This window comes from Aureimonas sp. AU40 (assembly GCF_001463785.1).
Classification (GTDB): domain Bacteria; phylum Pseudomonadota; class Alphaproteobacteria; order Rhizobiales; family Rhizobiaceae; genus Aureimonas.
This window is the reverse complement of the sequence record NZ_BBWL01000008.1, coordinates 1-12,778: the sequence shown is the minus strand read 5'-3', so window position 1 is coordinate 12,778 and position 12,778 is coordinate 1. Positions and strand designations below refer to the sequence as shown.

The following is a 12,778-nucleotide window of genomic DNA, read 5'->3' as shown; positions in this document are numbered from 1 at the left end:
ATGGCCTTGCCTCTTTGTCATTAAGCAGCCTCCGCGATTCGGACAGGTTCGGCGATGTCGTAGAGAAGATCGAGTGTCTCGAAGCGGTAGGCATCGAGTGCGAAGCCGTTCTCCTCGGCTAGACGTAATTTGGGCGATGCGAGATCGATCGCAGGCAGAAGGTAGTAGTCGAGCGGCACGCGGTTGGCCGCATCCATTCGAACGGCGATCGTGATGTCTGGAAGTAATCCGGTATCGAAGCGAAGCTGCCAGCGAAGCGAGCCAGCTTCCGTCCTTTGGCACCGCGCGATAACGACCGAGAGGGTGAACTCTCCGTTGACCTTTATGAGCTCGGTGTTCGAATCCTTGGTTATACGACAGCCGGTTGCTTGCAGCCCTGCCAGCACTTTGCCGACGACATCCGGGTGCAAGGCGCGTAGCGCGCGGTTGATCTCGACATAGGCGTAGTCGCGGCGCGGCGTGTAGCCGACGAGCTTGTAGGCGCGCAGCAAACTGCCGAAGCGCGAGCGGTAGGCGCTGCTCGAGGGCAAACCATCGGTCTCGTCAATGACGATTCCAGACAGGACGCCTTCCTGCTGGAAGAGTGTTCGCAGCGCCACCAACATCTCGTCGTCCGATAATCGGAAGGACCGCGCGGCTATGATGGTTCGGGCGGCCTCGGCCATCGCCCTCTCGACGACCGCTGGAAACACATCGTTGGCTCGCACCCACATGTCGGGCGGATTGCGGACATGCCGCCTTTTGAGTTTGAAGGACGTACGGTTCCAGACGTTGTCCCCGGCATATTTTTCGTTGATCAGCACCTGGTGAACAGTGCCGCGCGTCCACGCTCGGCCGAAGTCGGTCCGGCAACCTTCGGCGTTCAGCGCGGTCGCGATCTCGCTCTCCGACCGCTGATCGTTGACGAAGGCGCGGTAGATGCGTCGCACGATTTCGACTTCGTGCGCCGGCCCGAGCGTCAGCACCACGCGGTCGGTTTGCAGGCTCTTCTGCTCGCCACGCGCCAGTTCGCCTTTTACATTCCCGAACGGATCGATCAGCAGACGACGTAGCCCGAAGCCCGCGGCGCCCCCTTGCCGATGGCCGTTCTCGATATGGCGGCATTGCCCCTTGAACACTTTGACGGACAGCTCGCGGCTATACTCCCCAGCCATGGCGCGTTTGACGCTCTTGATGATCGTCGAGACCGGACTGCCGTCGTTGTCGAACTCTTCCGCGCAGTAATGGACGGCGATGCCGGCGCGTTTGCAGCTATGCTCGTAAAAGGCGCTTTCGTCGGCGTCCTGAAAGCGCCCCCAACGGCTGACGTCGTAGACGAGGATGGCGTCGAAATCGGCCTTTCCGCTCTCGACATCTTGGATCAGAGCTTTCAGCGCGTTCCGGCCGTTGATGCGAAGGCCGCTCTTGCCGGCGTCGGCATAGGTTCGAACGATCTCGAACCCACGCGCCGCAGCGTAGACGCGGATCACGTCAGCCTGATTTTCGGTTGAGTACTGTTGGTGTTCGGTCGACATGCGCACGTACTCGGCCGCACGCTTGGGCCTGCTTCGCGATCTCTCAGCGTCCGTTCCACGGTCTGCGCCTATCAAGATACGACATCCGATCAGCCGTTGCCCACGGCGGCGACGTTCGGTGCATTTCTGATGCAAAGGCTCGGGACGAGCTTGGGACCCGACCTTTAAGTATTCCGCATCTGGCTACTATCATGGGAGGCAGTTCCGATGCGGACGAAGAAGGGAAAGCCATTACCGAAAACGGGAAATGTATTTCCGGCAAACGGCTCCGACACCAGCGGAGCGCCGCTGTTGGCACGAATGGTGGCAGGGGCTTTGCGCGAGCATTTCATCACCCAGTCGCATGCCGTCAAGACCGTGATGACGTGGACGGATGCCAGCGACCGGACCGTCAAGAACTGGTTCGCCGGCACGCACGAACCCAGCGGTGCCCATCTTGTCGCGCTGGCTCGTCATTCCGACTGTGTGTTCCGGCTCTTCCTTTCGCTGACCCAGCATGACCCCGCGATCGTCGATCAGCTGGTCGACCTGAGAGCGCAGTTGCGAGCGACGATCCTGATGATCGACGGACTCCTGCTCTCACCGGACTGAGGCGCATACGGCGCACAGGCTTCGTCTGTCATGCCATGGACCACAGCCGCACCGTGCCGACGATCCCCTCGCCTTATGGTCGACAGCGTTCGGCCGTCCTGATCCGGTAACTTGCGCACCGTGACCAGGCGCAGGAACGCTGCGATAGCAGAGGCTCGAACCCGTAAGGGGCATAAGCACGCTGGCGACGAGCCATCAACGCTGCGTCACCGCAGTCCAGCAAGTCGAGCATGACGAGCGCGACGCCGTCTTTCATCGTGAGGACGGGACAGGCCGCGTTCCCCAACTGCCGCGTCTCAAATGGCCGCTTGTCCGCTTTCGCCATGCTTTGCGAGGACCGGAACTCGGCGCATCGCGAGTCCGGCTCGCGCTCGAGCGATCAAAGCACGACGCCGAAGGTATGACCGCCGCTGAACTTACCTGTTCGGATGCGTTGCTCTCAAACGATGGAACCGCGCAACCTCAGTTTATGTCGCCGTGTGCAAAGCACCGCACTCCTCCAAGCAGATCGGCGTCGCGAAGAACATTGATCTCGAACAAATAATTACGTATACGTAAGAGGAAAATAAGAAGCGCAGCGATTTCATCACGTTCGTAAGCAGAACGATCGAAATCGACTCGCCAAGCTCCATCAATGCTGCACGCCCGGAGGCCGCGATTTCGCGGACCGGGGCGTTGGGAGGATGACGTTATGGGGATGTTCGACTATCGCCGATTTTCCACCACGCAATCTGCCGAGCTTGCCGAAACGTCGCTGCAGATCGCGACCTTCGGCCAGCTCGATCGCATTTTCGGGATGGATATCGGCAAGATCACCAATGCGTTCGGCGGAAGCCTGCCGGACGGCCTGGCCGCCAACCGCGCCCACATCGCCCTGCCCGAGGGCTGGTCCAAGGTCGGCCCGGCCGCGCTCGGGCTGGGGCCCGAGGCCGTGGATGCCGACGGCTACTACATCATCAAGAGCCCGTTGACCGGGACCACCTATTCCGGCCCGCAGGCGCAGATCCTCGAAGAGCGCGACACCGCCGGGCATGTCACGCGGGTGTCCATCGCGTTCTCCGGCACCAACTCGCCGGTCGATCTGCCGGACTATACGCAACTCAACAGCGGCGAGATCGCACCGAACATGGAGCCCTTGCTCGCCGCGGTTCGTGATTACACCCTGGCTCATGGCCTCACGGCGGACCACGTCATCGTCACCGGCTACTCGCTGGGCGCCGCCTACACCAACGTCATGGCGAAATATGCCGATACGCTCGCGGGCGGCTTCTTCGCCGACAGCAGCTATATCGCGCACGAGGTTCCCTACACCTACGAAGGGCAGGACCGTGTTCTCAACATCGGTTACGAGAACGATGTCGTGCATCGCGCGGCCGGTTCCTTCCCTTCGTTCGGCGAGGCCGTGGCGCATGCGCCGGGCTTGATGGGGCAGGATTACGCGCTCAGCTCCGCGACGGACAATCTGATCCTGTTCAGCGACGATTACGCCTCGCCCGGCTGGCCGTTCGGTCCGTTCGCTCTCTACAACATCGTCGGCGGCTGGAGCGCGCATCTGGCCGGCATCACCTCCGACGCGATCGACCGGATCACGCATTCTGCCTTCTACGACTTCACCGCGCGCGACAGTCTGGTGATCGTCTCGAACCTCAGCGGCGCCGCGCGGCCCGTGACCTGGGTGGAGGACCTGCCCCGGCCATCGGACACGCACGGCCATGTCGGCGACTCCGCCTTTCTGATCGGTTCGCAATATGACGACCGGCTGCGCGGCAATGTCGGCAACGACTATATCGACGCGATGGGCGGCGACGACACGATCCGCCCGGGGCTCGGGCAGAACCGCGTCGAGGGCGGGACTGGCACCGACACGCTGGAACTGAACGGCCGGCCCGGCGACTGGACCGTCTCCAAATTGAGCGACGGTACGCTTGCGTTTTTCTCTCCCTCGCAAGGCCTGAACATCGTCTCGGGTGTCGAGAAAGTCGCGTTCCTGAACGGGCAGCATTACGCGATCGCGGCCGATCATCTCGAGGATCAGACCTGGAGCGGCCTGCTCGACTGGCGGAACCAAGATATCGGCTACACCTCGGCGCTTCAGGGAACGGCGGGCAACGACACGCTGGCGGGATCGCGGGTCTTCGGCCTCGCCGGCAACGACACGATCACCGGGACCGCGCAGGCGGACCTGCTCTACGGAGGCGCCGAGCGCGACTGGCTGGACGGCCGGGGCGGCAACGACGCGATCTATGGCGGCGAGGGCAACGACACGCTGACCGGCGGCGGCGGCGTCGACCTCCTCAACGGCGGCTTGGGCGACGATCTCTTCGTGGTCAATGCGGCGCAGCCCGGCCGCGTCACGGTCGAGGATTTCCGCCTGAGCGACGTCGAGCACGATATGATTCGGATCGTCGGGAGCGCGGACCATACGGCCGCCGAAGTGCTCGACCATGCCGAGCAGACCGAGGAGGGCGTGATGATCCATCTCGGCAGCGTGAATCTGCTGGTGGAGCACATGCTGCTGAGCAATCTGTCCTCCGACATGCTGATCGTCGGCTAAGGTCGGGGACGCCAAGCGAAGGGGCGCGGACGACAAGGACGCGCCTCTTTCCAGAATAGGCTCCACCTGTCGGCGGAAAGCGCGGCCGCCAGTTGGCAGGGGAAGACAATCGTGATGCCGTCGAGCCAAGACTGTCGAGGCGTCTCCCCCCGCTCGGGCAAGTCGGCCAGATAAGAAGTCGTGTGGTAATCAACGAGAATCCTGGCGGACCATGGGTCGGTTTCGCTTGGTTGAACCGCGATGCAAACGGGGATCGGGGTTTTCGCTTGGTTGTGATCCGACGTTTGGAGGTAAGTGATCGAGCGGCGTGGGTGATCGACAAGTCCCAGCCGATCCACCCGAGAGGGGGACATGGGGGTGTTCGGTCACCTAAGACCGGGCGATGCCATGCTCTCGCTCCTCCCCGATCGTCACGCCCGCCGTTACGAACAACGCGGATACCGCCATGCACGAGGCGCGTTCCGTGACGGGCGTGATTTTGGAAGTGGATGGCGGTCGCACGACTCGAGAGCGATCCTGCGCAGCGCAGCAGCGGCCTCCTTCGTTGGCGCGCTACACTACGATCCGCTCAACCCGGCGCTCCCCGCATGTCCCGCCGGCGAAAACTCGATCGCGGCGCGGTTCTTCCCCGCGAAGCGAGCGAAGAGGAGATAGATGATCGGCGTGGTGTAAAGCGTCAGCGCCTGGCTGACGAGCAGCCCGCCGGCGATGGCGATGCCGAGCGGGCGATGGAGATCGGCGCCCGGCCCGGTCGAGACGATCAGCGGCAGCGCTCCGGCGAAGGCGGCGAGCGTCGTCATGGTGATCGGCCGGAAGCGCTGGAGGCAGGCTTCGAAGATCGCCTCCTCCGGCGGCAGGCCGCGCCCGCGCTCCGCCTCCAGGGCGAAATCCACCAGCATGATGCCGTTCTTCTTCACGATGCCGATCAGGAGGATGATGCCGATAAAGGCGACGAGGGTTAGCTCCGTGCCGCTGACCCACAGAGCCAGAAGCGCGCCGAGCCCGGCGGACGGCAGGGTGGAGAGGATCGTCAGAGGGTGGACGAGGCTCTCGTAGAGAATGCCGAGCACGACATAGACGGCGACGAGCGCGGCGAGGATCAGGAGCGGCTGGCTGGCGCCCGACGAGGTCGCTGCCGCATCGCCCGCGAACTCGGCATGGAGCGTGTCCGGCAGGTGCATTCCCGCAACCGCCGCCCGCACCGCCGCGTTGGCCTGGTCCAACGTCGCGCCTTCCGCGAGATCGTAGGAGATCGTCACCGCCGGGAATTGGCCCTGATGGTTGACATCGACCGGCGCCTCCTCCCGCTTGATGACGGCAATGGCCGAAAGCGGCACGAGCTTGCCCCCCGCGCCGGGCACCTCGATCTTGAGGACATCCTGCGGATCGCTGGCGAAATCCGGCCCTGCTTCCAGGATGACGCGGTACTGGTTCCGCTCGCCGTAGATCGTCGTCACCTGCCGCTGCGCGAAGGCGTTGTTCAGCGCCGCGTCCACGGCCGTCATCGCGATGCCGAGCCGGCTGGCGGCCGATCGGTCCACCTCGACGCTGGCCTGCAACCCGTTCGGCTCCCGGTCGCTGCTGACGTCGGCCAGCACGCCCTCCCCCCGCAGCCGCTCCTCGATGCGCGGCGCCCAGGCGGTGAGCTCGCCGAAATCGGCGTCCCAGAGCGTGAACTGATATTCGGAATCCGCGCTGCGCGCGCCGATGCGAATGTCGCTCGGCGCGTAGACCGAGCTTTCCAGACCCGGAATGTCGGCCAAGGCCCGGCGCAGCCGGTTCACGACGATCTCGCTCGGCGGCCGCTCGGTGGCGGGCTTGAGCGACACCTGCATGGAGCCGTGATTGGCGGTGCCGAAGGTCCCGCCGCCGACCGAGGCGCCGACATTCTCCACCGCCGGATCGGCCCTCACCACGGCCAGCGCCCGGCGCTCCAGGGCGATCATGGCGGGATAGGCGATATCGCTGGCCCCTTGCGTGCTGGCCACCAGAAAGCCCGTATCCTCGCGCGGGAGCAGGCCCTTGGGCACCTGCGCATAGAGCCAGACGGTGAGCCCGACGCAGATTGCGACGCTGCCAACGGCCAGCGCGCGATGATGCAGCACGCCCTTGAGCGAGCGGGCATAGAACCTGGCAAGACCGTTCCATGCGCGGTCCAACCCCCGCGACAGCCGGCCGGCTCGGTGGCTTACAGGGGGCGCGCGCATGTGATGGGCGCAGATCATCGGCGTCAGTGTCAGCGACACGAGGGTCGAGACGGCGATGGTGAAGGCCAGCGTCAGCGAGAAGGTGACGAGAAAGCGCCCGGTGACGCCGCCCATGAAGAAGAGCGGGATGAAGGCCGCCATGAGCGAGACGCTGATGGCGATCACCGTGAAGCCGATCTGCCGGGCGCCCCGGCGCGCCGCCTCCATGGGCGAGAGGCCCTTTTCGAGTTGAGCCTGGATGGTCTCGATCATGACGATCGCATCGTCCACCACGAAGCCGCTGGCGACCGCCAGCGCCATGAGCGAGAGATTGTCGAGAGCCAGCCCCGAAAGCCACATGGCCGCGAAGGCGCCGGCAAAGGCGAGCGGCACGGTGACACCCGCCGCCAGCGTCGGCGCCCCGCCGCGCAGAAAGGCGAAGACCACGGCCATGACCAGCCCGATCGTGACGAGCAGCGTGCGCTGCATGTCCTCGACGCTGGCGTGGATCGTGCGCGTCCTGTCCTGCAGGATGTCGATGCGGATGCCGGCGGGCAGGAGCGCGCCAAGTTCGGGAACCAGCGCCTTCACCGCGTCCACCGTCCGCACCACGTTGGCGTCCGCCGCCTTGGTGAGGGTGAGGATCACCGCCGGCTGACCGTTGAACCAGGCCTCGGAGCGGCGGTTGCGCACGCCCGGCTCGACGGTTGCAATGTCGCCGAGGCGCAGCGCCGTGCCGTCGGCGGCGCGAAGGACGATGGCGGCATAGTCCTCAGGCGTCGTCAGCTGCGCGTCGAGCGTGATCGCGTAGCCCGCGCCCGGCGCGTCGATCGAGCCGACCGGGCTTAGCGTATTGGCGTTGACGATGGCGTTGCGCACGTCCGCGGCCGAGAGGCCGGTTGCGGCGAGGCGCTGCGGATCGACGCGAACGCGCACGGCCGGCTGGTCCGCGCCGCTGACCGACACGTCGCCGACGCCTTCCACCTGCGCGATGCGCTGGACGAGAACGCTGTCGGCGATGCCGAACACCGCGCTCGCGGTCGTCGTGTCGGAGGTGAGCGCCAGGGTGAGGATGGGCGCGGCGGCGGGGTTGGCCTTTCGGAGCGAGGGCAGGCCCGGCATGTCGCTCGGCAGATCCGCGACGGCGGCGTTGATCGCCGCCTGCACGTCGCGCGCCGCGCTGTCGACGCTGCGCGAAAGGTCGAACTGGAGCGAGATGCCGGTGGCGCCGAGCGCGCTGGTGGAGGTCATCTCGGTAAGACCCGCGATGGCGCCGAGATGGCGCTCCAGCGGGGCGGCGACGCTTTCGGCCATGCTCTCGGGATCGGCGCCCGGCCGGCTCGCATTGACCCGGATCGTCGGCAGGTCCACCGCCGGCAGGCTCGCCACCGGCAGGAGATGGTAGGCGACGAGGCCGAGCAGCAGAAGGCCGATCGCCAGAAGCGTGGTGCCGATCGGCCTGTCGATGAACGGATCGGACAGCCTCACGCAGCCTGGCTCCCCGGCTTCTCCAGCGCAGGCGGCGCGAACCGGCGCTTCAGTCCGTCCAGCGCGAGGTAGATCACCGGCGTCGTGTAAAGCGTCAGAAGCTGGCTGAGCAGCAGCCCCCCGATGATGGAGATGCCGAGCGGCACGCGCAGCTCCGCCCCCGCCCCGCTGGCGAAGGCGAGCGGCAGCGCGCCGAACAAGGCGGCCAGCGTCGTCATCATGATCGGGCGAAAGCGGAGCGTGGCCGCCTTCAGGATCGCCTCGCGCGGCGCCAGCCCCTCGCCGCGCTCCGCTTCCAGCGCGAAGTCGATCATCATGATCGCGTTCTTCTTCACGATGCCCATCAGAAGCACGATGCCGATCAGCGCGATCAGCGACAGGTCCTGCCCGGTCAGCATCAGGGCCAGAAGCGCGCCGACGCCGGCCGACGGCAGGGTGGAGAGGATGGTCAGCGGATGGACGGCGCTCTCATAGAGAAGGCCAAGCACGATATAGATCGTGACCACCGCCGCGAGGATCAGCCATGGCTCGTTGGCCGCCGAGCGGGCGAACTCCTCCGTGTCGCCGCTGGTACGCCGCTGGATGGAATCGGGCAGGCCGATGGTCCGCTCGGCCTCCTTCACGGCGGCGAGCGCGGTGCCGAGCGAGGCGCCGGGCGCGAGGTTGAAGCTGATCGTGGCGGAGGGAAACTGCTCGTCGCGGCTGACCACCAGTGGGCCGGTGCCGTAAGACAGCGAGGCGAAGGCGCCGAGCGGCACCATGGCCCCGCCGCTGCCCGGCAGATGGATCCCCTCCAGCGAGGCGGGGTCGGCCTGGAAGCGCGGCGCGGCCTCCAGAATGACGCGGTACTGGTTGGCCTCGCCGTAGATCGTGCTGATCTGGCGCTGGCCGAACGCGTCGTAGAGCGTGTCGCTGATCTGTTGCATGGAGATGCCGAGCCGCGACGCCGCTGCGCGGTCGATCGCCACCGCGAGACGGCCACCGCCCTGCTCGGCGTCGGAGGCGACATCGCTCAGCGCCGGCTCCGAGGAAAGCTGCCGCGTCAGCCGCTCTGCCCAGCCGGCCACCTCGCCCGCCTCGGCGCCCGTCAGCGTATATTGGTAGGCGCCCCGGCTCGCCCGGGTCGAGATGGCGATGTCGCGCTGGCTCTGGAACGTCGCCTGAAGGCCTGGCATGTCGGCAAGGCTGGCGCGCAGCCGCGCGATCACCTCGTGCGCGCCTATGCCCCGCTCCTCACGGGGCTTCAGCACGAGGCTATAGACGGCGGTGTTCAGCGTCAGGTTGGAGGCGCTGGTGCCGATCGCCGCCGTGACGCTTTTGACCGCCGGATCGGCTCGCAGCCGATCGCCGACCTTGGCCTCGATCGTCCGCATGGCGTCGAAGGACACGGCCGGCTCGGCCTCCACCGTGGCGGTGACGAGCCCGGTGTCCTGTTCGGGCAGGAAGCCCTTGGGAATCGTGACGGCGAGCCAAAGCGTGAGGGCGAGCGTCGCGCCGGTCAGAAGCAGCATCAGCCGCCCGTGGCGCACGGCGAGATCGAGCGAGCGGCGATAGGCTTCGTTCATCGCGTCCATGGCGCGGTCGAGCGGGCCGGTAAGGCCGCGTCCATCGTGCCGGGGCGCGCGCAGGAGCCGCGCGCACATCATAGGCGTCAGCGTCAAGGAGACGAGCGCGGAGACGACCACGGCGATGGTCAGCGTCAGCGCGAACTCCCGAAACATGCGCCCGACCAGCCCGCTCATGAACAGGAGCGGAATGAACACGGCGATCAGCGAGGCCGTGAGCGAGACGATGGTGAAGCCGATCTCGCCCGCGCCCTTCAGCGCCGCCGCCATCGGCGTCTCGCCCGCCTCCAGATGGCGGGCGATGTTCTCGATCATCACGATCGCATCGTCCACCACGAAGCCGGTGCCGATGGTGAGCGCCATCAGCGAGAGATTGTCGAGGCTGAAGCCGCAGAACCACATGACGGCAAAGCTCGCCACGAGCGACAGCGGCAGGGCGATGCCGGCGATCAGCGTCGCCGAGAGCGTGCGCAAAAACAGGAACACCACGAGGATGACCAGCGCGACGCTGACGGCGAGCGTCCATTGCACGTCATGGATCGAAGCGCGGATCGTCTCGGTCCGATCACTTACCACATCCAGCGAAGCGCCGGCCGGCAGCGCCTCGCGCAGGCGCGGCAGCTCGCGGTTGATGTCCGCCACGGTCTCGATCACGTTGGCGCCGGGCTGGCGCATGATCTCGACCACCACCGCCGGGCGCCCCTGATAGAAGGCGCCGACGCGGCTGTTCTCCAGCCCTTCCACCACGTCGGCGACGTCGCTGAGACGCACCGGCGCGCCGTTGCGATAGGCGACGATCAGCGCGCGATAGGTCGCGGGATCGTGGATCTGGTCGTTGGCGGCAAGCGTAAAGGACTGGCTCGACCCGTCCACCACGCCCTTGGCGCCAGAGACATTGGCGTTGGAAACGGCGTTGCGCAGGTCTTCGAGGCCAAGCCCATAGGCGGCAAGGCGCGTCAGGTCCACCTCGATGCGGATCGCCGGCTTCACCCCGCCCTGGATGCGCACGTCGCCGACGCCGGACACCTCCGCCAGCCGCTGGGCCAGGACCGTGTCGGTGAAGTCGCTGAGATCGCGCAAGGGGTAGGTGTCGGAATGAAGCGCGAGCGTGACGATGGGCGTCGCGGCGGGGTTCACCTTCGCATAGGTCGGGGGATAGGGCAGCGCGCGGGGCAGGCCGCCGGCCGCCGCGTTGATCGCGGCCTGCACATCCTGCGCCGCGCCGTCGATGTCGCGCCCGAGCTGGAATTGCAGCGTGATCTGGCTGATGCCGAACGCGCTGGCGGAGGTCATGCCGGCCAGCGCCGGGATCTGCCCGAGCGGGCGCTCCAGCGGCGCGGTGACGAGGGCGGCCATCGTGTCGGGGTCGGCGCCCGGCAGCTGCGTGGTGACGCGGATCGTCGGAAACTCGACCTGCGGCAGCGGCGCCACGGGCAGCGAGGCGAAGCCGAGACACCCCGCGATCAGCACCGCGATGGCGAGAAGCGTCGTCGCGACCGGCCGTTGGATGAAAGGGGTGGACAGGCTCATCGGGCCGGCGCGCCCGTGCCCGGTTCGGATGCGGGGGCCTGTCCGGGGGCGGAAGACGGGGCGCGCTGAAGAGCCGCCTCGGGCGCGCGAGGCGCCGCCTCGCTTTCCGGCGCCGCGCGCTCTCCCGCTTCCGCCGCCTGAACCGCCGGGTCGCCCTGCCCCGGTCCCGAAGCCTCGACGGGCGCGCCGAGATCAGAGGTGCGGGCCGGCGGTGCGTCCGCCTTGGTCTTCGCTTCCGATGCGGTCGGCCCGGCGTGGCCCGATTCGGGGGGCGCCGTGCCGGCCGCCGGCGCGGCGGCGGTCGGGGGCTTGGGCCCATGCTTGCCCTTATGGTGCTTGCCGCCGCCCGCTTCGGCGATCGGCACCGCGAGCTTGGCCGGGTCGGCCTCCTCGGGCGAGGACACGCGCACGCTCGCCCCGTCCTGCAACCGCGCGAAGCCTGTGGTAACGACGAGCTCGCCGACCGAGAGGCCCGCGTCGACGACGCTGGTGCGCTCGTCCTGCAGCGTCACGGTGACGGGGCGCAGCTGCACGTGATTGTCGGCCGAGACGACATAGACATAGGCCCCGGTCGGGCCGCGCTGCACGGCGGCGCTCGGGACGGTCAGGACGTCGCGCCGGGTTTCCACGAGCAGCCGCGTGTTGACGAACGCGCCCGGCCAGAGCGCCAGCGTCTCGTTGGGAAACTCGGCCTTGAGGCGCACCGTGCCGGTGGTCGGGTCCACCTGATTGTCCACCACCGTGAGCCGCCCCTCGGCCAGCACCTCGCCCTCTTCGCTCGACAGCGCGTCCACGCGAAGCGGGCCTTCGCGGCTGGCGGCGTTGACGCGCGCGAGCTGCTGCTGCGGCACGGAGAAGATCACGGCGATCGGCCGGATCTGCGACAGGGTGACGATGCCGGTCGCGTCGCCGCTGCTCACCAGATTGCCGACATCCACCGTGCGAAGGCCGGTGCGCCCGCTGATCGGCGCGGTGATCGTGGTGTAGGAAAGCTGCGCCTCGGCGGCCTCGACGGCGGCCTGGTCGGCCGCGACCTGAGCCCGGTTCTGCGCCACCAGCGCCCGCTGGTTGCCGACAAGCTGCTCCGTCATGTTGCCGGACTGCACGAGCCGCTCGTCGCGCTGAAGCTCGCGTTCGGCATTGAGGAGAACCGCCTCGTCCTGCGCCTTCTTGGCGAGGGCCTGATCGCGTTGCGCCTTATAGAGCGCGTCGTCCAGCCGGGCGATCGGATCGCCCTTCTGAAGATCCTGCCCCTCGCGAAAATCGATCTCGGCGATCTTGCCGGAAACCTGCGCGCGGACCAGCACGGAATTCACCGGCTTGGCGGTGCCGACGCCGCCGACATAGACC

6 protein-coding genes are annotated in these 12,778 nt (G+C 67.0%); 2 read left to right on the top strand and 4 right to left on the bottom strand.

The features are described from left to right. Window positions 1–20 precede the first annotated feature (20 nt). On the bottom strand, window positions 21–1,520 hold the full coding sequence (locus AUL32_RS03065; protein ID WP_280137550.1) for a recombinase family protein: 1,500 nt from the start codon (window positions 1,518–1,520) through the stop codon (window positions 21–23). Between the two features lie 201 nt (window positions 1,521–1,721). Here AUL32_RS03065 and AUL32_RS03060 point away from each other — a divergent pair, with 201 nt between their 5' ends. Together AUL32_RS03060 and AUL32_RS03055 are read left to right on the top strand one after the other, a co-directional pair. After that, window positions 1,722–2,105: a hypothetical protein gene (locus tag AUL32_RS03060; protein ID WP_192847417.1), complete on the top strand. Its 384-nt coding sequence runs from the start codon at window positions 1,722–1,724 to the stop codon at window positions 2,103–2,105. A 697-nt stretch (window positions 2,106–2,802) separates the two neighbouring features. Further along, a complete protein-coding gene (locus tag AUL32_RS03055) occupies window positions 2,803–4,659 on the top strand; it encodes a calcium-binding protein (RefSeq protein WP_192847416.1) in 1,857 nt (618 codons plus the stop codon). Between the two features lie 557 nt (window positions 4,660–5,216). Here the strand turns inward: AUL32_RS03055 and AUL32_RS03050 are convergent. The 3 genes from AUL32_RS03050 to AUL32_RS03040 form a co-directional block, all read right to left on the bottom strand. Beyond that, on the bottom strand, window positions 5,217–8,333 hold the full coding sequence (locus AUL32_RS03050) for an efflux RND transporter permease subunit (RefSeq protein ID WP_082659213.1): 3,117 nt from the start codon (window positions 8,331–8,333) through the stop codon (window positions 5,217–5,219). Continuing rightward, window positions 8,330–11,428 carry an efflux RND transporter permease subunit gene (locus AUL32_RS03045; protein ID WP_062111661.1) on the bottom strand — a complete coding sequence of 1,033 codons (3,099 nt, stop codon included), beginning with the start codon at window positions 11,426–11,428 and terminating at the stop codon, window positions 8,330–8,332. The genes AUL32_RS03050 and AUL32_RS03045 overlap by 4 nt, the downstream gene beginning before the upstream one ends. Then, window positions 11,425–12,778, bottom strand: a 1,354-nt coding sequence (locus tag AUL32_RS03040) for an efflux RND transporter periplasmic adaptor subunit (protein WP_062111659.1), incomplete at its 5' end; no start/stop codon positions are given. The genes AUL32_RS03045 and AUL32_RS03040, both read right to left, overlap by 4 nt.

Coding starts and splice junctions, on each gene's coding strand:
- AUL32_RS03060 (WP_192847417.1), top strand. CDS start 1,722: ATGCGGACGAAGAAGGGAAAGCCATTACCGAAAACGGGAAATGTATTT.
- AUL32_RS03055 (WP_192847416.1), top strand. CDS start 2,803: ATGTTCGACTATCGCCGATTTTCCACCACGCAATCTGCCGAGCTTGCC.
- AUL32_RS03045 (WP_062111661.1), bottom strand. CDS start 11,428: ATGAGCCTGTCCACCCCTTTCATCCAACGGCCGGTCGCGACGACGCTT.